Source organism: Methylomonas sp. EFPC1 (genome assembly GCF_016925515.1).
GTDB lineage: Bacteria > Pseudomonadota > Gammaproteobacteria > Methylococcales > Methylomonadaceae > Methylomonas > Methylomonas defluvii.
On sequence record NZ_CP070494.1, the window covers coordinates 2,590,999 to 2,610,992 of the forward strand.

Below are 19,994 nucleotides of genomic sequence, written 5' to 3' on the forward strand. Positions count from 1 at the left end.
CTCGAATCAGTGCGGTTTTTCGGTGCTTGCGGCGGCTTTGCGTTCCAACAGGCGGGCAAAATTGCTCAACGACGCCAAGTGCAGATAGATCAATCCCAACCAGCCGGTTTGGAACAGGCTGTCCAACGCATCGCTACCGATTTTTTGGAAGCGCGCCTGGTCCACGACCCAAAGACCTGATAACGAGTAGCGCTCGCCGCTCGGTGATACCGCATCGGCCCGGCGTTCGGTTAAGAGGTCCAATTCGTGCAAGGTGGCGGCAAATTGCGCGGTCCGTTGCGATTCGGCGTGGAACTCCCGCAAAAAGCCGATGATTTGTTGCAGGTAAGCCGACGGTTCGCCGTCGACCAGCAACGGCTCACCGGCCGTTTCGTTAAAACGCGGGCTAGTCTCGTCAAAACAGACGACCAATTGCTTGTCTTCGGCCTGCTCGGCGGGTACGAACGGGTATCGGCGGACGAAGGCTGGTATGTAATGTCCGATCCAGCGACCGGCGCCGTTGACGAACAGGTTTTCACCGTCGTTCAAGCCCAGCACCGCGACCGGAACGAATTGGCCGTCGCCGGCTTTGGCGAAAGCGATCGGATATTCCTTGCCGGCTTCGCTGAATTCCGGACCAATCAGCGGCACCGAGTTACTGACTCGCGCGTAACCGACGTCTTCGGACGGCGCGATATGCAACCGACCATGAGCGGCGGGGTTCAGGCTGACGATGCGTTTGTAAAATAGCAATTGGTTATCCACAGTGGTGTCGCCGGTTGAGTTGGAGGAAAAATGGAAACTGAAGACGTTTAAAACGCTTTGCTCAAGCTGACCCAAAAATGAGGCGCTTTGTAAGTACCGTCCGAATCGTTGCCGTCTCCCGAGCGGGCTGGGTTGGCGCCTATGCGTTGGGCGACGCTGCCGCGGATGATGAAATTGCCGGGTACCACCCAGTTGATTCCGACGCCGCCGCCGCTGAGCGTGTAATGGTTAGGGCCGCCTTCGGTGGCATTCGGCCATAGTTCGTTGTGCAGCGTTATACCGCCATGGTCGATGAAGCCGACCAACTCAACATGCTCGTAAACCTCGTACCGTAGTTCGAAATTCATCAGATAGCCTTCGTCGCCCAAGGCCTCGTTGACTGGATAAGCTCTGATGCCGAAGGGGCCACCCAGACTGAACTTTTCGGAAGAATCCAGATTTTTAGTGGCCAGTTGTCCGCTGACGCCGGCATAGAAGCGTAATTTGTCGGTCAGGCTTTGTAGACGGGAGGCGTTAAGTGAGAACTTTTGATAGGCACCACCGGCGCGGGCTGTGGCCCGGTTTTGAGTTTGGTCGACCAGGCTTCCTGACAAATCCAGGTTGCCGGCCACCATTGTTGCGCCAAATAGCGTTACCGCGCTGCCTAGCCAGTCGTCCTGATGATCGCCGCTCAGGCCGAGGTAACCGCTTTGCACTTCCTTGTCGCTGACCACGCTACCAAGGCTGGTATTGTAGTAGTGGCGATCATCGAAACCGCTGACAACGTAAAGATTCGTGCTCACACCGCGAAGCAACGGATAGGTTGCGAAGGTGCCGCCGGTCCACGCCGAGCCTTGGGCGTCCAACGACTGAAAGGGTTCGCCTAGGGTATAGTCCAGCGCGGACGCGGCCAGGCCAATCCGCAACCCCGAGTAGCCTACCGGCAGCGAATAAGCAACTCGGCCATAAACGTTACCGCTGCCGCCTTGAACGCGTAACGAGGCCAGATCGCCGAGGCGCAAGGGATTATTCAGGTTTAGCGATCCGCCGAATTGGTTCATGCCGACCGAGCGCACGCCGGTATTGCTGTAATCTACAGAGCCGCTGATTAAATTGCTGGGGTCGATTTTCAGCAGCAGGTCGGATTCGCCGGCTCTTTCGCCGGCCTTCAAGGTGGAAGAAATGGTGCCGCCGCTCAGATCGTTCAGCAGGAGGATGCCGCGTTGCATATCGGCCAATCGCAAAGCCTCCCCTGCCGGCTGAGCCGCCAACATGGTTTGTCGAGGAATGTCGTTTCGGTAGGTGGCGGCCGGGTCGTCGACCTCGACTTTGCCTAATTTGGCTTCGCGGATCAGAATTTCGACGATGCCGTCGCGAATTTGCTGAGCGGGCAATACCGCGCGGGCGAAAAAGCCACGTTGCTGGTAATACTCCGCAATATCGCGAGTGATTTTGCGCAGTTCGGCCAAGCTCAAGTCCTTGCCGATATGGTCTTTCAGAAATGCCTGGAGTTCAGCTTCGCCAATCAACTCGGTGCCGCTGATTTTCCAACCCTTGACTTGGATACGGATGTCGCCTTCACCGGCAGGCGCCGGTTGCTCCGAAATTTCGAACGGGACTTTCGAGTCGCCAGGCAAAATCGGTTCGGGTTTGATATTTCGTAGAATCGACCCCGCCTCGGGAACCACTTCAGCCGCTTGTCCGGCAGCCAGACAACTGATTAGGAAAGCTAAGGCAGCGGCACTGAGCCGAATCCGGATGAGTTTGCGATTTCTTAGGGTCGGTTGCATACGATTTCAATTGCTGACATGAATGGAAATGGTCGCCTGTCCGCTTTATTTAGGCCGCGAGGCAAATAACGACTGCCCTGGCCTATCTTTGGTTACCCGATGCGGATTGGTGTGCCCGTACAGTATAGCCGTTCGGTCATAACCGTTTGGCTCAGGGGCCGGAGAGTATCGAATCCGATCAGACCCCAAAAACGGTATGGAAATAATATAGTCGATAAAAAAAATTAGTCGAACGCAAAAAATCTCAAACTTTAATTCGGGCGCGTCAGTTGGATCGCCGGTTTGAGCAGACCGGCGCTAACCGGGCCTGGGTCTCGGACATCACTTACCTGCGGACCCGGAGCGGTTAGCTGCTTATGCCCTTGGGTATAAGCTGGCGGTCGTGTTGGACTTGTATTCGCGCAAAATCGTCGGCTCGGTTATGGCGCGCTCAACATGCCGGCGGAATCGGTTTACACGGCCTTCCGGATTGCCATTGCTCAGCGCAGACCACCGCCGGGCGTGATCGTGCACTCCGACCAAGGTAGCCAATATGCCAACCACGCCGAGGCCATCCGCGACGTGACCGACTATATCCTTAACTTCTACAACAATCGGCGCTTGCATGCGTCATCGGGCTCCTTGCCGCTGAATGGCTATGAGATGAAAATGGCAGACCAACAACCTATCTCGGTGTCCGAACAAAGTAGACCACTACAACCTGGCCTAAATGAGTGTCACCGCAGGGAAAGTGGGAACCCCGTTGCCAATGGATTGACGGCGAGTTCTGACGGATGCCGCTTGCCTAGCACATGAAATGCGTTAACGGGCTACCCGACACCCCTGCAAAAACAAGCCAACAGACTGACGCACCCAAGCGTCTATCTCCATTTCGTCGGGAGTAGGCTCCAAACCCAACTGTAACCGCTGTAAGCGTTCGCCACGTACGGCGCTGATGAATTGGTCGGCAAGGAAATACGGGTCCATTTCGGTGATCAAGCCGGCCTGTTGCTGACGCATAAAAAACTGCGCTAACAATCCCAGAGTCCGGCGTGGTCCTTGTTCATAAAACTGTGTCGCCAGATCAGGGAAACGCGGCGATTCCCCGATCAATATCGCCCGCATCCGCAATACATCCGGACGGGTAATACGAAACAAAAACTGCCGGGCAAAATTCGTCAACGCCTCCTCCAATTCGCAATCGTCGGACAGGCTACCGATAAATTGATCGCTGCAACGCCTGATCAATGCGCCGAACAAACCGGCCTTGCCACCGAATTGGCTATAGATCGTACGCAGCGATACCTGCGCATCGCGGGCGATAGTTTCCATACTCAGGTTGCCGTAACCGTTCTCCAGGAAAAGTTGCAACGCCGCATCGAGTAATCGATCCCGACTTTGCTGCTCATCGCCCTTACAGGGACGTCCACATTTGACCATGCTGTGTGATTCGCGAAATGAATTGACTTGGGTGAAGATGATAACCTAGACTAAACGGTAATAGATATTACCATTTTCAGTTAACCGACGATTTAGGCAGTACGGCAATGGCAAAAAACGCGCGCATGACGCTTGCAGACAAACAGACCCATTCATCGCCGGTTGCGGCTAATTTTCCAGGGCAAATGCATCGCCAAGCGTTGCGGAGTGGGTTAAAACTCGGCGTGGCCGGCGTCATCCTGCAACTGGCTGTGGCTGGCTGTGGCGATGCTGTAACCCCTGCCGACCCAGTAGCTGCGCCACCGCCGCCCAATGTGAAAATCGCGCAGCCACTGAGCCGGGAAACCACCGAATGGGACGAATACACTGGCCGGATCGAAGCGATCAACTCGGTGGACATTCGCGCCCGCGTCGGCGGTTATTTAGACTCCGTCAATTTCACCGCCGGTGCCAAAGTCAAGAAAGGCGACTTGCTGTTTCAGATAGACCCTAAACCGCTGAAAGCCCAGCTTAATTACGCGCAAGCCGAACTGGAGCGCGCCAAAACCAAACGCGAGCTAGCGAAAAACGATTTGAGCCGCGCCGAAAACCTGTTCAAAGCCAAAGCGATTTCCGCGGAAGAATACGACATGCGCACCAAAGGCTTGCGCGAAGCTGCTGCTGCGGTCGAATCTGCGGAAGCCAACGTCTACACCGCAAAATTAAATCTGGAATACACCGAAATCCGCGCGCCAATCAACGGACGAGTCGGCCGCGAGATGATCACCGCCGGCAACTTGGTCAAAGCCGACGACACTATGCTGACCAATATTGTTTCCATCGATCCGGTATACGTTTACGTCGATGCCGACGAACAATCGGTATTGCGTTATCGTCGGCATGCCCAGCAACACGGCCAAAGTGCCGCCGATTTGAAAGGCACGCCGGTGCAACTGGCGGTTGCCGACGAAACCGATTTTCCGCATCAAGGCAAACTGGATTACATCGCCCCGCGCGAGGATGCCGCTACCGGCACGCTGAGCTTGCGCGGCGTGTTCGCCAATCCGGACGAATTGCTCAGCCCCGGCTTTTTTGCGCGGTTGAGGGTGCAAGCCTCGGCATCGTACCCTGCCCTGTTAGTGCCCGACCGCGCCGTCGCCACCGATCAGGCGCAGCGGTTTGTCTGGGTCATCAACCAGGACAACCAAGCCGAGTACCGTCAAGTTACCCCAGGCTCGCGCATCGGCGAGTTGCGAGTGATCCGCAGCGGCGTGCAAGCCGGTGATTGGGTGGTAGTGGAAGGCGTGCAAAAACTCAAACCCGGCGCCAAAGTCAATCCGGAGCGCATCACCTTAGCCGTGCCGGGAGTGCAATAAGCTATGGATAAATTCAGTCATTTTTTTATCGACCGGCCGATCTTCGCGGCGGTGTTGTCGATTGTGATCGTGTTGGTCGGCGGTCTGGCCTTAATCGGCCTGCCGATTGCCCAATATCCCGAAATCGCTCCGCCCACGGTCGTGGTCAGCACCAACTATCCCGGCGCCAATGCCAAAGTAGTCGCGGAAACGGTAGCAACGCCGATCGAGCAGGAAGTGAACGGTGTGGAAGACATGCTATATATGTCGTCGCAGTCCACCAATAGCGGCGCGATGTCCTTGACCGTCACCTTCAAGCCCGGTGCCAATCTGGATAAAGCCCAGGTTTTGGTGCAAAACCGGGTGGCACTGGCCGAACCTAAGTTGCCGGAAGAAGTGCGCCGGCAAGGTTTGAGCGTGAAAAAGCGCAGCCCGGATTTAAGTCTGGTGGTTAACCTGGTTTCGCCGGACAAACGCTACGACAGCGTCTATATGAGTAACTACGCACTGCTGCAAATCCGCGACACCTTGGCGCGTTTGCCCGGCGTGGGCGATATTCTGCTATTCGGCGCCCGCGATTACAGCATGCGCCTGTGGCTGAATCCGCAAACCATCGCCGCCCGCAACCTGACCGCCGCCGAAGTGGTGACCGCAGTGCGCGAGCAAAACGTGCAAGTGGCGGCCGGCGTGGTCGGTCAGCAACCCTCGCCGAACAGCGCCGAATACCAATACACCGTCAGCACGCTGGGCCGCCTCAGCACCCCCGAGCAATTTGGTGAGATCGTCATCAAGCAAGGCGAAAACGGCCAAGTCACCCGCTTGAGAGACGTGGCGCGCATCGAACTGGGCGCCAAGGATTACAATTCCGGCTTGTATTTGGACGGCGACGAAACGGTCGGCCTGGCAATTTTCCAACTACCCGGTTCCAATGCCATCGACACAAAAAATGCGGTGATGGCGGCGATGGAAAAACTGAAGACCCGTTTCCCGGAAGGCCTGGATTACAAACTGGTGTACGACACAGTGGTCTTCGTGGAGCAATCGATAGACGCGGTGGTCGAGACCCTATTCGAAGCTTTGCTGCTGGTCGTCTTGGTGGTGATAGTGTTCCTGCAAAACTGGCGCGCGGCAGTAATCCCGCTGCTGGCGGTGCCAGTTTCGTTGATCGGCACCTTTGCGGTAATGTCAGCCTTGGGGATTTCCTTAAACACCCTGTCGCTTTTCGGCTTGGTGCTGGCTATCGGCATCGTCGTGGACGACGCCATCGTGGTGGTGGAAAACGTCGAGCGGCATATCGCCGAAGGCCTGCATGCTCGCGAAGCCACACGCTTGGCCATGTCCGAGGTGGTGGGACCGGTGGTCGCCACGGCATTGGTGTTGGTGGCGGTATTCGTGCCCACGGCGTTTATCACCGGCGTATCGGGCGCGTTTTATAAACAGTTTGCCTTGACCATTGCGGTGTCCACCGTGATTTCGGCGTTTAACTCCTTGACCCTAAGCCCGGCATTATGCGCCTTGCTGCTGGACCGCGCTCACGACAATAAAGACGCTTTCACCAAAATATTCGACAAGCTGTTCGGCTGGTTTTTCGGCGCGTTTAACCGCTTTTTCGAGCGTTTCAGCCTGGGCTATTCGCGCTTGGTCGGCCGTTTGATCCGCGTCACCGCTGTCGTTCTGGTGCTGTATGTCGGCCTGAACGGCTTGAATTTCCTGGCATTTGAGAAAGTACCGACCGGTTTTATTCCGCAACAGGACCAAGGCTATCTGGTTTTGTACGCGCAATTGCCTGACGCCGCTTCCCTGGCCCGCACCCAGGACGTGGTACAGCAAGCCAGCAAGATCATTTTGGATACCCAAGGCGTGCAGCACGTCAACGCCTACGCCGGCTGGTCGGTGTTAAGCGGGGCTAATCAGTCCAATGTGGCCACCATGTTCGCGCGCTTAGGTGAATTTACCGACCGGGCCGGCCACCCAGAATTGCACGCCGACGAGATCGTCAAAACACTTACTCAGCGCCTGAGCGTGATCCCCAACGCCCGCATCGCCGTATTCGCGCCACCGCCGATTCGCGGCATGAGTTCTGTCGGCGGTTTTAAACTGCAAATTGAGGACAGAAACAACGCCGGCGTGGACGAATTGCAGCGCGTTACCAATGAAATGCTGGGCAAGGGTAATCAACAGCCCGGCTTGGTGGGTCTGTTCAGCACGTTTAGATCCGGCGTGCCACAGTTGTTTGTGGACGTGGATAGAACCCGGGTCAAGGCGATGGATGTACCGTTGAAAGATGTCTTCGACACCTTGCAAATTTATCTGGGCTCCTTATACGTCAACGACTTCAATGCCTTCGGCCGCACTTACCAAGTCACCGCGCAATCCGATGCGCCATTCAGGATGCTACCGGGTGATATTGACCAATTAAAAACCAAAAACCGCCAAGGTGGTATGGTGCCCTTGGGCGCGGTCAGCGAGGTGAAAGAAATCGCCGGGCCGGACAAAATCACCCGCTACAACATGTACCCGGCCGCGGAAATCAACGGCGGCACCCTGCCCGGCATCAGTTCCGGCCAGGCCATCGATACCATGAGCAAACTGCTATCCGCCGAATTGCCGCCGGGCTTTGATTTCGAATGGACCGAACTGAGCTTGCAACAGGTATTGGCCGGCAATGTAGCGATGTTGGTGTTTCCACTCAGCGTAATTTTTGTGTTCCTGGCCCTGGCCGCACAATACGAAAGCTGGTCCTTGCCGTTTGCGGTGATTTTGATCGTACCGATGTGTATTTTGTCGTCGATGACCGGGGTGTGGCTGAGCCATATGGACAACAACATCTTCACGCAAATCGGCTTCATCGTTCTGGTGGGGCTGGCGAGTAAGAACGCTATTTTGATCGTCGAGTTTGCCAAACAACGGCAAGAAAGTGGCCTGAACCGTTTTGACGCCGCCGTGGAAGCATCACGCATACGCTTGCGGCCGATTTTGATGACCTCGTTCGCTTTCATCATGGGCGTGTTCCCTTTGGTGATTGCCCAAGGTGCCGGCGCCGAATCCCGGCGCCTGCTGGGCACCGCAGTGTTTAGCGGCATGATAGGCGTCACCGTGTTCGGCTTATTACTAACGCCGGTGTTTTATGTGGTGGTGCAAGCCATCGCCCAGCGCCTGCGACCCGCAACCACCGATTTAACTACTCATCAACCGGCAATCGAGGCACACAAATGAGTCAGCGTCCATCCAAACCCCGGCATCACCCGCTCAGTGCTGCGGGCTTGATCGGCGTGCTGTTGAGCGGCTGCGCGGTCGGCCCGGATTACGAAATCCCGGCTACTGCCGAGTTGCCGGCGAGTTTTGCTAACGCCCAACCGGCCGAATTTTCCGAGCGCGGCATAGAGGAGCAGTGGTGGAAATTGTTCAACGATCCCCAATTAAGCGGGTTAATCGACAACACCATCAACCACAACTTCGAGTTGAAAGCCGCCCGCGCCAATCTGGCTGAAGCGCGGGCCTTGTATCTGGAAACCGGGCTGAATCTGTTACCGACGGTCACCTCGCACGCCAATTACACCGAGCAGAAACGCAGTACCGGTTCATTCAATAACCGCACCGGGGTTTTTCCACGCGAATTGAAGCTGTACAACACCGGTTTCGATGCCTCTTGGGAAATCGATTTCTTCGGCCGGGTGCGGCGCAACGTCGAGGCCAGCAACGACGAAGTCGAAGCGCAAGAAGCCAGTTTGCGCGACATCGGCATCAGTCTAATTGCCGAAGCAGCCCGGAATTATTTTGAATTGCGCGGCCTGCAAAACCAGTTGGCCGTCGCCCGGAAAAATGCCGACAACCAGGCCCAAACCCTGGAACTGACCCAAGTGAAACTGGAGAACGGTCGCGGCACCGAGTTAGACACTTCCAGAGCACTGGCGCAATTGGAAAGCACCAAAGCGACTATTCCGCGTTTGGAAAGCGCGATAGCGCAAGCCATCCATAGACTCAGCGTATTAACCGGGCAAATGCCGGACGCCTTGACCACAACCTTGGTGCAGTCAGCACCCTTACCGAAAGCGCCGGATGCCATCCAAATCGGCAACCCGGAGCAACTCCTGCGCCGCCGGCCGGATATTCGCGTCGCCGAACGCAGTTTGGCCGCCGCCACCGCCAGAATCGGCGTTGCCACTGCCGATCTATTTCCTCGCGTCACTTTCGTCGGCAGTCTTTCGCTGGAAGCCAGCACCCTATCTGGCATCGTGGCACCCGGATCAGAATCGTATTCTGTCGGCCCAAAAATCAGTTGGGCGGCGTTTGACTTGGGCCGGGTCTACGCCCGTATCAAAGCCGCCGACGCCCGCGCCGAAGCCAGCCTCGCGCAGTATGAACAAACCGTACTCAACGCCCTGGAAGAAACCGAAAACGCCCTGGTCAACTATCGCCAAGAGCGCGCCCGCCGCAGCTCTTTGCTGGCGGCGGCGCAGGCCAGCGAAAAAGCCTCGGAATTGGCGCATCTGCGCTATCAGGAAGGCATAGCGGATTTTCTGACGGTGCTGGACAGCGAATTGCGGTTGTTGCAGGATCAAAGCCAGCTGGCGCAAAGCGAAACCGCTACCGCTACCGCGTTGACCGCTGTTTATAAGGCTTTGGGCGGCGGTTGGCTGGAGCCGCCCGAGACAGCGGGTAAGTTGGAGACGAGTCTTATCCAATAGTTTTCTAAGATTACAATAGTTAACCCTCTAGCGATTGTCGCGCCGCCTCTACCAAGTTTGTTGGCAGGGGCGTTTTTTATCCCGCCTCCACCCGCATAGCCAATCCGAAGACGAGAGACCAAGCAATTAGCCGGCTACTTTGTGTAACGCTGTCAAAACCTACGCATGCCAATTAGCGCTGATCCGTATCAAAAACCGTTCGCCCTGAGTTTATCGTTGGGGTGAGGCACCAACCGCAACACGACAACCATAAAACCACCCCAACATGATGGCCTATCCCAATATTGATCACTTTTAGACCATCAATATTGGGATAGGCCATCATGTTGGGGTTCTTGCCTCACCCCTACGGCCCTGCGACAAGTTTAGTTAGGCTTTCGAATACGCACTTGTTTTGCAGCCCTTCGCTTTTGTAGCCAGCGAATCAAACCGGTGACGAACAGCGCCGCGCAAACCAGCCCGCCGGCCAATACCAGCACACGGCCCGGTAGGCGCAGGAACTGGCCGGAATGCAACGGCCACTGCCACTGTAAAAACACGTTGCCGGCCCCGCCGGACAAGGGCGTGGCAACATGCAGAATTTTCCCGTCGGATTGGTCTAAGACTATTTGCCAACGGCCGCGAAACACACCGCCAAAATCGACGTGTTTGGTAAAAATGAACGTCCCATCGGCAGCATCGGGCAGTTTCAGCCAATACCACTGGCCGGCCGGCGTGGCTTGGTCGGCCAGAGTCAAGGCTTGTTCTGCCGAGAGGGGCTTAGGGGCAGGGCGAGCGACGGAATGGAACTGTTCCAGCGGCTTGGTTGGCGAGAAGCAATCGACCAGCCAGCGAAATGGCTCGCCGAAATTGAAATACACCCCGGACAGCAACACCCCGAACAGAATCAAGCCGCTGTAAAAACCCAGGGCTTTGTGCAGATCGTGGTTGAAACGCTCGACACTGGCCCGCGGTTTGATTGTCAACGCGCTGCGCCAGCGTCCGGTCAACGGCCACCACAAAATCAAACCGGTCATTACTGAAATGGCACTCAAAATGGCGACGGTACCGACGATCCAGCTGCCGTTGTCCCAATCCAGCAGTAAGGCATAATGCAGCTTGAATACAAAACCGATCAGACTGCCGGCTAATAAATCGTCCGCATGCTCCCACAAGCGGATGCCCGTGACTCGGGCCGTGTAAGGGTCGACGAAGGCGTTCCAGGTATGCTGACGTGCCTCGCCGCCGGCCGGCTGCTCGTAAAACAGCCAGAAGGCTTGTTCGGCGTGGCGAGGGTAATAAATATAACCACGCTTGGCGTCGGTCGGCATGGCACTATCAGCGGCGGCTATGATTTCGTCCAGCGGCCGGTAAGACGCTACGCCCCCTGCCGCCGCCGAAACCTGATGCAAGGCCGGGTTCAACACCGCATCCAGCTCCTGCCAGAAGGTAATGATGCTACCGGTCAGGCCGGCGATCAATAAAACCGACCCGGCCAGCAAGCCCAACCACAAATGAATTTGCAGCCAGAATTTGCGGCGGCGTTTTAGCTTAGTTAAGTTCCCAGCGGCGGGGATAATCAGCGAGGCGGTGTTGGCCATCCACTTCCCTCACTCAATATTCCAAACGAATCGAACCAAAAGCCATCAGCGGTTCCGCCGGGTTATTTGACCAAGTTGCGCGTTGAATGTAATACTGGGTCGAAGACACGTTGTTGATGTTGACCTGGGCAGTCAGGCGGGTCTTGCCGATATTCATACGATAAGCCGCCATTAAATCCAGGCGGGCATATGCGTCGTCATAAAAGCTGTTGTCCCGGTCGCCGTAGCGCAAACCGGCGGCATAGATACCGGCGCCGACGCTGAAGCCCTTTAGGAAATCCTGTTGAAAATCGTACTTCATCCACAAACTACCGGAATGTAGTGGCGCGTAAGGTAAACGGTTGCCCTGAACGCCGGAGTTGTCCTTGGTAATTTCGGTATCGGTATAGGCGTAGGTACCGATCATGCTCAGTGCATTGGTCAACTGGCCGCTGACATCCCATTCCAAGCCCTGGCTGCGCGCTTCACCGATGGCAACGCTGAGGTTTGGCGTCACCGGATCGGGCGTCAGTACGTTTTGCTTGGTCAAATGGTAGTAAGCCAGAGTGCTGGTTAACTTGCCGTCGAAGAACGAGGTCTTGATACCGCCCTCGAATTCCTCGGAAGTCTGCGGCGCAAACGGCTTGCCGGACGCCTGCCGGCCGTTGTTAGCACCGAAGGACTCGACATAATGGCCGTACAACGACAACCAGTCGCTCGCCTCGTAGAGAATACCGACGCGCGGGCTTAAATTGTTTTCCTCAATATCGTCGTAAGCGGCACCGGCCAGCGCCAAATTCTGATCGGAATAGCCGTAGCCGTAAGTCGAGATGTCGTAACGCAAACCGCCCATGACATGGAGTTTATCCCACAACGTGATCTCGTCCTGACCATAAACCCCAAACCACTCATTGTCTTCGATAGCGCTATAACCAAATGGTGGCTGCATGGCGGCTTGTACATCAAACAAGGGCATGCTCTGGAAAATGTTGACCGTATCCAGAGCACGCGCCGTCGCTTGGTCGCGCGTGCGCTGATGGTAATAATCGCCACCGATCAGCATGTTGTGGTCTATGCCAAAGGTATTGAATTTGCCGGTCAAATCCAGATACACGGTTTGAGTATCGTACCCCAAACCGCCAAACCAGGCGCCGCGCGGCGTATCGCCGTTTACCGCCGCCTTGCCGTCGGCATAGGTTTCTTGCAAATTGGCGTCACCTTCGACAATGACCATACCGTTTCTGATCTTCCAGTTATCGTTGAAGCTGTGCGACCAATTGAAATCGACCAACCAGTAGGAGTCCTTGTCCGCCAGCCCTTGCTGGGCGAAGGTTCGAGAAATCGGCGCCGGCGCGACCCGGTTGCCGGTCACCGGCAATCCCGAGTCGTACGTTTTTTCGTCGTCCAGGTATTCCACCGAAAGATTCAGCTCGGTGCGATCCGTAGGCTTCCAGCTCAGACTGGGGGCGAAAAATATCCGGTCGTTAAAGACGTTGTCCCGAAACGAATTGCTATCGAGATACGACATGTCCAAGCGGTAGGCCAGCGATTTGTCGTCAGTGACCGGACCAGTGGCGGTGGCTTCGGTGCGGTAATAATCGTAGGAACCAAAGCGTTGTTCGATCGAATAGTAAGGGTCGGCCAAGGGCTTTTTGGTCACCACGTTGATCAAACCGCCGGCTTCGATACGACCGTACAAGCCGGAAGCCGGACCTTTGACGACTTCAACCCGGTCCAGGTTGGCAAAGTCGGCGCTGCTTTTTTGCATGCGGATGCCGTTGCGATAGTAGTTGCTTCTAAAGCCCAATTCAAAGCCGCGCACCACGTACGCATCGGCACCACCGGTGGTGCCGCCATTCGAAGACTTTTGCTGCACGCCGCTAACGTTTTTCAAGGCATCCTGCAAACGGAAGGCTTGTTGATCGCGAATGACTGCTTGCGGAATCACCTGTACGGACATCGGAGTTTCCATCAGTGCCGTGTCGATTTTAGTTGCAGTTGAAGCGTTTCTCCGATTGTAATCCGGGTTATAAGGATCAGCCGAATCATAAACCGCCTTTCCCTCCACCTTCACCGCCGGCAATGTCGATACGTCAGCAGGCGCTTCCGCCACTTTAATCGCCACCGCATCACCCGCCGTAAACGTGTAGGTCAAGCCAGTTCCCACCAACAACTTCCGCAAGCCCTGCTCCACGGTAAATTCTCCGTCCAGACCCTGGCTAGTTTTGCCGTCGGTCAATCGGGCATCTGCCGAAAGCATAATCCCGGCGTTGCCGGCAAACTGGCTTAGCGCATGGCTCAAGGTGCCACTGCTGATGTGATAGCTGCGCTCGGTACCGGCGGGTTCGGCGGCAAGCGCGGGCATGGCCGCCAGCGAGGTTGCCAGCACCAACCCGGTCATGGCCTGTTGCACGCTGCTGCTGGTTTTGTCGATGCGGTACTTGGGTTTTCGCTTGGACATGGGGTCACTCCCTTGGTTTGTTTAGGTTTCAATTCACTTGCCAATCGAAACGCGAAAAAGGGAACCGCAAAGGTGAATTTTTTTCGATTATTTGCAATTATTTTTTTATGTTTTTAATAATCAAATAGTTACTAACCTATGCTTTTTATAGGCTTCTCCGTGCATCATTGTTCAACTGCGCGGTTTGCCTGGTAAATAGTATGGGCGGAGACAAATCGCTAGTTGTGATGTATGATTTTCAAAAATCATACACACGGAGATTCCGATGCGGACCAATATCATGATTGATGAAGCGCTAATGGCCGATGTTTTAAGCGTGACAGGCATTAAAACCAAGCGCGAAGCGGTCGAACAGGGCTTAAAAACTTTATTGATGCTAAAGCAGCAGGAAGCCATCAAAAAAATGAAAGGTCAATTAAAGTGGGAAGGCGATTTAGATCAAATGCGGGCTGAGCGGTGATTTTGGTCGATTCCAGCGTTTGGATCGATTATTTCAACGGCACGGAAACCATCGCTACCCAAAAACTGGACGGTTTGCTAGGTGTAAAGCCTGTCTGCACGGGTGATTTGGTTTTGATGGAAGTGTTGCAGGGTTTTCGCAACGATCAGGATTACCAAACCGCAAAAGCGATGTTATGTGCTTTGCCCATGCACACCATGCTTGGTAGGGAGATTAGTTTAAAGAGTGTGGAAAACTTTAGAAGTCTACGCAAGCAAGGTATCACCATTCGTAAAACCATCGACACCCTGATTGCGACTTTCTGCATTGAAAAGCAGATGCCATTGTTGCATTCGGATAAGGATTTTCTGCCATTCCAACAGTTTTTGGGCTTGCAGGTTATCTGAGACAGCCATGGGCCGCCAGCGCAAAACTTAACGCCGCTCAATCCTCACCCACAACGGCGACACTTGCGAGACTTTGACCGGCAAGGTTTTTTCCAGCTCGGCCAGAATCCGGTCGGTGTCGTGAATGGGGTAGGCACCAACGATGCGCAGTTCGGCAATCTCCGGCGCACAGGTGATGTAGCCATGGCGATAGCGATTGAGTTGCACCACAAATTCGCCGAGTGGCTGATTGTCCGCCAACAAAAAGCCTTGGGTCCAGGCCGGTTGATCGAGTTCGGTGGCTTGAATGGGGGCGATGGCTTGGGCGTTAAACTGGGCTTGCTGTCCGGCGCTTAAGGTCTGGCGACTGGCGCCGGGGCCGATTGGGGTGATTTCTACGGCACCGGCGTAAACACTGGTTTGGCTTTCTTCATGTTGTTGGTGAACGCTGAAGCGGGTACCAATTGCCCTAACCCGACCTTCCGCACTATCGACGACGAACGGGCGATGCAGGCCGTTGCTGTCCGTTGCGGTTTCAATATAAATTTCGCCGCTTAGTAGGCGGATTCTGCGCAAGTCAGTCGAAAAGTCTACGTCGATAGCGCTAGCCGCATCCATCTCGATGCGACTGCCATCCGCCAAGCTAAGGCTGCGCGTGGCGCCTATGCCGGTTCGGTAATCAGCTCGCCACCCGCTCAGATAATCGGACCGCCACAACTCAAAGCCGGACAAGCCTACCGCAGCCAAAATCGCCAAGTTTTTAAGAGCCTGACGGCGCTGCATATCCGGCGAGCCTAAGGCCGCCGCTGCGGTTTGCGTGGGCAGACCATCGAATTTATGAGTAAAAAATTCCACCCGAGACCAAGCCGCCCTATGCGCGGGATGCGACGCCAGCCAGGCCTGCCATTGTTGCTGTTCAGTTTGACTGGTAGCGCCTGATTCCAATACCGCAAACCATTCCGCTGCCTCTGCCAGGATGCGGGGATGAATGTCCGGATGATGTCGTTTAGCCATGATTGTTTATAGTGTGGCGGTGAGGCAATGCAACATCGCTCGGGCCATGTATTTTTTCACCATCCTATCGGAAACCCCCAAGCGTTGCCCTATCTGTACATAAGTTAAGCCATCCAGTTGCGACAGCAAGAATGCGCTACGGACTTTGGCGGGTAGTTCGTCCAGCAAGGCATCGATTTCCTGTAGGGTAGCGAGGATGATGGCATGCTCTTCGGGCGATGGCGCCAATGGCTCCGGGTACGCCGCCACGGAATCCCAGTAGGCTTGTTCGATAGCAGCGCGGCGCCAATCATTGATCAACAAGCCTTTGGCAATCGTCGTCAGATAGGCGCGCGGCTCGCGAATGGCTTGCATATCCTGTGCGGTAAGGACGCGCATGAAGGTATCGTGCGCGTGGTCTTCGGCCTGCAAGCGGCACTGAACGCGGCGGTTTAGCCAACCGAGCAGCCAGGAATGATGCTCTTGGTAGAACTCAGCCAACACTTTGTCGGGCATTATTGTGGCTGTCATGATTTATGTCCTTCAGCGTGCAAAATGAGTGTGAATCCAATCAAGAATAAACAGGGGCGGACAGTGTGTTGTGTGCTCATGGAGGTTGCCACAATCAGGGTAAGGGCCAATTCAGACGCGCGATTTCATATAAAAACCTATAAACGAAGCAAATTTAGGGCCGAATATCGGGCTTTGACTGCCCCTGTGCGTCGCTTGCCAGCTTATTATTTTATTTCAAAGGCTTACAGGAGGGCTTTCCGCGGTGTTAACTGGGGACTAACTGTAGCTCAGCGACTTGCCTGGATAAATGAGCGCAGAACAGACCGCTTAGGCGGGGATTTAACCGAATTGGTTTGTGGCATATGACGCAGTTTAATTTTTTAAGCGCTCTGCCGGTTGTTAAAGCATGCAGTCTGCACACATTGGCCTTCTTTTTCAAAGCGAACTGTCACCGCGTAGGAACCATGCTGGCACTTAGCAAAACGCTTGCTAGAGTTGTAGTACTTTCAATCCCGAAAACAACGGTATCCCCATGAATCAGCCCCGCTATTTCGTCGCCGATGACCAAAGCTTTATCATCGAACAGTATAACGACTGCCCACCCTTCGCCAGCTTTCTGCCGGGGATTACCGGCATGCATGGACGTCCGGCCTGGGTGTTTTACGTCAATCGCGGCCAGGCTGTCGCCAGTTTTGGGGTGAGAAATAAGGACGGGGCTTTTTTAGAGTTTTTCCCGGCGGATAAGGCTTATCAGCTGACGCCGTCGCGCGGGTTTCGCACGTTTTTGAAAATTAACGACGGCCAGCATACTCGCGCATACGAGCCGTTTCAACGTGGCGCTGGGCTGGAGGTGAAGCAACGTCTTTACGTGACTCCGCATGAAGTAGGCGTGGAGGAAGTCAATCCCCCACTGGGTTTACGTTTGCGCGCCGACGTGTTCACGCTAGCCGAAGCGCCGGTTGCCGGGTTGCTGCGGCGGGTAGAGATTGCCAACACCATGGATAAAGCCCTACACCTCGAGATCGTCGATGGCTTGCCGCAAGTGCTGCCTTATGCGATGAATCAATGGATACTTAAATTCATGAGCCGCACGTCCGAGGCCTTTATGCGGGTGGAGGACGCGGCGGAAAATCGGCCGTTTTATCGCTTGAAAGTCTGGCCCACCGACAGCCCGCAGGTGGAAGAAGTGGTTGCCGGCAATTTCTTTGTGGGGGTTTTGGACGGGCAACATACGCGCGTGATTGTCGATCCGGAACGGATTTTTGGTTTGGCCGGCGACTTTTCGCAAGCAGAGCGGTTTTTTTCAGACCAGCCATTGGACTTTGCCGAACAAGTCTGCGGCAATCAAACGCCGGCGGCGTTTCAACATCTTAAGCTGTCTTTGCAGCCCGGTGAAAGCCGGGTGTTTTACGGGGTTTACGGGCATGCCGGTTCCCTCGAGATTTTCGATCAATTTCTGATTGAAGCCGCTCAACCGAACTATTTTGAGAGCAAACGCGCAGCCAACCGGCGCTTGGTGAACGACATCAGCCAACGCGCGTTCACCGCCACCGCCCAGCCGTTATTCGATGCTCACGCCCGACAATGTTATCTGGACAACGGCTTACGCGGCGGCTTTTCCATGCCGGTACCGGGCGGCACGCATTTGTATTTGTTTGGTCGCAAGCACGGCGATCTGGAACGCGATTACAACGACTTTTTATTGCAGGACACGCCCTATTCCGAAGGCAACGGCGATTTTCGCGATGTACTGCAAAACCGGCGCATGGACTTGTTCTTCGATCCGGCCTTGGATGCCAAGAATATTCGCTATTTTTCCAATTTGATTCAGCCGGACGGCTATAACCCTTGTGCTTTGCGCAACTCGCGGTTTATCGTGGATGCACCGGCAAATTTTGCGCCGTATTACACCCGTTTCCCTGCATTGGAACCCTTATTACACAAGGAATTTAAGTACGCGGAACTGGTGGAAACTCTGGGCACCGCGGACGATGCGGAAAACATCCTGACTACTGTTTTGTCCCACGCCCAAGAAGTGGAAGATGCTGAATTCGACCGCGGCTATTGGTCGGATCACTGGACCTATTTGGTGGATTTATTGATCAGTTACGCGGCGATTTTTCCGGATCGCTTGACCAATTTATTTCAGGACAAAACCTACAGCTTTTTTGACCCTACCCATCAAGTAGCGCCGCGCGCGCAAAAGTATGTAGTGACCGCAGACGGCGTGCGCCAATACAATGCCGTGCGCTATTGCCCGGAGAAAAAGGCATTGATCGATGCGCGACAGCAGCGCCGTTACCAAGTGCGTTCGCAAGCCGGCCACGGCGAGATTGTCTACACCACTTTATTGGGGAAGATTCTAACCCTGGTCGCCAATAAGCTGGCGACGCTCGACCCTGCCGGCGTAGGTATCGAGATGGAAGCCGATAGACCCGGCTGGTGCGATGCGCTAAACGGCTTGCCCGGCATTTTGGGTTCGTCGGTCAACGAAACCATCGAGTTGAAGCGCCTCGTGGATTTTACCCTTAGCGCGCTGAACCAATTGGAGGGCGCGTGCGCCGTCCCCGTTGAATTAGCCGACTTTGTGACGGCGTTGCATAAGGTGTTAACCCGCACGGATTTGACACCGGAACTGTTCTGGCAGGCAAGCGGCGCGCTGAAAGAAGCGTATCGGCAACAGGTATTCATGGGCTTTGCCGGTGCCGAACAGGCTCTGGCACTAAGCGAAATCCAAGCATTCCTGAGCTTGGTAACCCATTATCTGGACGCCGCCATCGACAAAGCCCGCACGCCCCAGGGGATCGTCACCTATTTTGCGTACGAGGCGGAGCAATATACCGGGGACATTGCCGTCACCCGCTTTCAGCAAAAGCCGCTGCCGTTATTCCTGGAAGGCTTTGTGCATGCCTTACGTATCGCCGATCCGACACAGGCGCAGATACTTTATCAAGCCGTCCAACACTCCGAGTTGTTTGATAGCAAACTGGGCATGTACCGGGTCAATGAACCCTTGGGCGACAATGCGCTGGACTTAGGGCGCATCGGGGTTTTTAACTACGGCTGGCTGGAGAATGGCTCGATCTTTTTACACATGCATTACAAGTTTGTGCTGGAGATGGTGCGGGCTGGTTTGATTGATGAGTTTTATGCCCACCTCGAAACACTCTTGCTACCATTTCACGATCCGGTCGCATACAAACGTAACCCCATTGAAGCCTCCAGTTTTCTGGTCAGCAGCGGTTTTACGGTTGATGCTCGGCAGCACGGCCGCGGCTGCGTGGCCCGTTTATCCGGCGCCACCGTGGAGTTTTTGCATTTGTGGACGCATCTATTCCTGGGGCCGGCGCCGTTTGTGTATGCGGATGGCGTGTTGGCGTTTAAACCGACACCGCTGTTGGCTGCCGCGTTTTTTACCGCTGAAGCACAAATTGCCACGCCGTTTGTCGAGCCTGAAACCTTGCCTGCCGCTAGCGCAACTTGCACGCTGTTCGGCTCGACCTTGTTGGTTTACCTCAATCCGCGACGCCGGAATACCTTTGGTCAGGAGGCCGTCAAACCAATTCAATACCAGTTATTTGGCCGGGACGGCACGACACAAACTGTAATTGCGGCCTGTGTATCTGGCCCGGCTGCAGAAGCGTTGCGTTTAGGGCAATTTCGCCGGGTCGATGTACTACTGGGCTAAA

The 19,994-nt window shown here is 55.1% G+C and carries 13 protein-coding genes and 1 pseudogene; 7 read left to right on the forward strand and 7 right to left on the reverse strand.

Going from position 1 to position 19,994, the window contains the following annotated elements:
- Positions 1–6: 6 nt before the first annotated feature.
- Both JWZ98_RS12125 and JWZ98_RS12130 read right to left on the reverse strand, forming a co-directional pair.
- Positions 7–744, reverse strand: coding sequence for a SapC family protein (locus JWZ98_RS12125; protein ID WP_026146733.1), 738 nt, complete (start codon positions 742–744; stop codon positions 7–9).
- Positions 745–791: 47 nt separating this feature from the next.
- The gene (locus JWZ98_RS12130; RefSeq protein WP_205450251.1) at positions 792–2,513 is read right to left on the reverse strand and encodes a ShlB/FhaC/HecB family hemolysin secretion/activation protein; all 1,722 of its coding nucleotides are present in this window, start codon (positions 2,511–2,513) and stop codon (positions 792–794) included.
- Between the two features lie 269 nt (positions 2,514–2,782).
- Here JWZ98_RS12130 and JWZ98_RS23180 point away from each other — a divergent pair.
- Positions 2,783–3,122, forward strand: a pseudogene (locus tag JWZ98_RS23180) (DDE-type integrase/transposase/recombinase); the annotation flags it as partial.
- Between the two features lie 192 nt (positions 3,123–3,314).
- On the opposite strand, the gene JWZ98_RS12140 reads toward JWZ98_RS23180, so the two are convergent.
- On the reverse strand, positions 3,315–3,932 hold the full coding sequence (locus JWZ98_RS12140) for a TetR/AcrR family transcriptional regulator (RefSeq protein WP_205450253.1): 618 nt from the start codon (positions 3,930–3,932) through the stop codon (positions 3,315–3,317).
- Positions 3,933–4,039: 107 nt separating this feature from the next.
- Here JWZ98_RS12140 and JWZ98_RS12145 point away from each other — a divergent pair, with 107 nt between their 5' ends.
- The 3 genes from JWZ98_RS12145 to JWZ98_RS12155 are packed head-to-tail and all read left to right on the forward strand — an operon-like array spanning position 4,040 to position 9,954.
- The gene (locus tag JWZ98_RS12145; protein WP_205450254.1) at positions 4,040–5,287 is read left to right on the forward strand and encodes an efflux RND transporter periplasmic adaptor subunit; all 1,248 of its coding nucleotides are present in this window, start codon (positions 4,040–4,042) and stop codon (positions 5,285–5,287) included.
- Positions 5,288–5,290: 3 nt separating this feature from the next.
- Positions 5,291–8,482, forward strand: coding sequence for a multidrug efflux RND transporter permease subunit (locus tag JWZ98_RS12150; RefSeq protein ID WP_205450255.1), 3,192 nt, complete (start codon positions 5,291–5,293; stop codon positions 8,480–8,482).
- Positions 8,479–9,954: an efflux transporter outer membrane subunit gene (locus JWZ98_RS12155; RefSeq protein ID WP_205450256.1), complete on the forward strand. Its 1,476-nt coding sequence runs from the start codon at positions 8,479–8,481 to the stop codon at positions 9,952–9,954. Before JWZ98_RS12150 ends, JWZ98_RS12155 begins: the two co-directional genes overlap by 4 nt.
- Before the next feature lie 365 nt (positions 9,955–10,319).
- On the opposite strand, the gene JWZ98_RS12160 is transcribed toward JWZ98_RS12155, so the two are convergent.
- Positions 10,320–11,534 carry a PepSY-associated TM helix domain-containing protein gene (locus JWZ98_RS12160; protein WP_205450257.1) on the reverse strand — a complete coding sequence of 405 codons (1,215 nt, stop codon included), beginning with the start codon at positions 11,532–11,534 and terminating at the stop codon, positions 10,320–10,322.
- Positions 11,535–11,547: 13 nt separating this feature from the next.
- A complete protein-coding gene (locus JWZ98_RS12165; RefSeq protein WP_205450258.1) occupies positions 11,548–13,974 on the reverse strand; it encodes a TonB-dependent receptor in 2,427 nt (808 codons plus the stop codon).
- A 265-nt stretch (positions 13,975–14,239) separates the two neighbouring features.
- On the opposite strand from JWZ98_RS12165, the gene JWZ98_RS12170 reads away from it, so the two are divergent.
- Together JWZ98_RS12170 and JWZ98_RS12175 are read left to right on the forward strand one after the other, a co-directional pair.
- Positions 14,240–14,434 (forward strand): type II toxin-antitoxin system VapB family antitoxin, encoded by a 195-nt coding sequence (locus JWZ98_RS12170; RefSeq protein WP_033156185.1) that lies wholly within the window; start codon positions 14,240–14,242, stop codon positions 14,432–14,434.
- A complete protein-coding gene (locus tag JWZ98_RS12175) occupies positions 14,431–14,820 on the forward strand; it encodes a PIN domain nuclease (RefSeq protein ID WP_205450259.1) in 390 nt (129 codons plus the stop codon). Before JWZ98_RS12170 ends, JWZ98_RS12175 begins: the two co-directional genes overlap by 4 nt.
- A gap of 27 nt (positions 14,821–14,847) precedes the next feature.
- On the opposite strand, the gene JWZ98_RS12180 is transcribed toward JWZ98_RS12175, so the two are convergent.
- The gene (locus JWZ98_RS12180; RefSeq protein WP_205450260.1) at positions 14,848–15,813 is read right to left on the reverse strand and encodes a FecR domain-containing protein; all 966 of its coding nucleotides are present in this window, start codon (positions 15,811–15,813) and stop codon (positions 14,848–14,850) included.
- Positions 15,814–15,819: 6 nt separating this feature from the next.
- Positions 15,820–16,323 (reverse strand): sigma-70 family RNA polymerase sigma factor, encoded by a 504-nt coding sequence (locus JWZ98_RS12185; RefSeq protein WP_205450261.1) that lies wholly within the window; start codon positions 16,321–16,323, stop codon positions 15,820–15,822.
- 514 nt (positions 16,324–16,837) lie between these two features.
- On the opposite strand from JWZ98_RS12185, the gene JWZ98_RS12190 reads away from it, so the two are divergent.
- Positions 16,838–19,993: a hypothetical protein gene (locus JWZ98_RS12190; protein ID WP_205450262.1), complete on the forward strand. Its 3,156-nt coding sequence runs from the start codon at positions 16,838–16,840 to the stop codon at positions 19,991–19,993.
- The last annotated feature ends 1 nt before the right edge of the window (position 19,994 follow it).

Excerpts from the sequence above, each read along its gene's own strand:
- JWZ98_RS12130 (WP_205450251.1), bottom strand. The coding sequence starts at position 2,513 with ATGCAACCGACCCTAAGAAATCGCAAACTCATCCGGATTCGGCTCAGT.
- JWZ98_RS12140 (WP_205450253.1), bottom strand. The coding sequence starts at position 3,932 with ATGGTCAAATGTGGACGTCCCTGTAAGGGCGATGAGCAGCAAAGTCGG.
- JWZ98_RS12145 (WP_205450254.1), top strand. The coding sequence starts at position 4,040 with ATGGCAAAAAACGCGCGCATGACGCTTGCAGACAAACAGACCCATTCA.
- JWZ98_RS12150 (WP_205450255.1), top strand. The coding sequence starts at position 5,291 with ATGGATAAATTCAGTCATTTTTTTATCGACCGGCCGATCTTCGCGGCG.
- JWZ98_RS12155 (WP_205450256.1), top strand. The coding sequence starts at position 8,479 with ATGAGTCAGCGTCCATCCAAACCCCGGCATCACCCGCTCAGTGCTGCG.
- JWZ98_RS12160 (WP_205450257.1), bottom strand. The coding sequence starts at position 11,534 with ATGGCCAACACCGCCTCGCTGATTATCCCCGCCGCTGGGAACTTAACT.
- JWZ98_RS12165 (WP_205450258.1), bottom strand. The coding sequence starts at position 13,974 with ATGTCCAAGCGAAAACCCAAGTACCGCATCGACAAAACCAGCAGCAGC.
- JWZ98_RS12170 (WP_033156185.1), top strand. The coding sequence starts at position 14,240 with ATGCGGACCAATATCATGATTGATGAAGCGCTAATGGCCGATGTTTTA.
- JWZ98_RS12180 (WP_205450260.1), bottom strand. The coding sequence starts at position 15,813 with ATGGCTAAACGACATCATCCGGACATTCATCCCCGCATCCTGGCAGAG.
- JWZ98_RS12185 (WP_205450261.1), bottom strand. The coding sequence starts at position 16,323 with ATGACAGCCACAATAATGCCCGACAAAGTGTTGGCTGAGTTCTACCAA.
- JWZ98_RS12190 (WP_205450262.1), top strand. The coding sequence starts at position 16,838 with ATGAATCAGCCCCGCTATTTCGTCGCCGATGACCAAAGCTTTATCATC.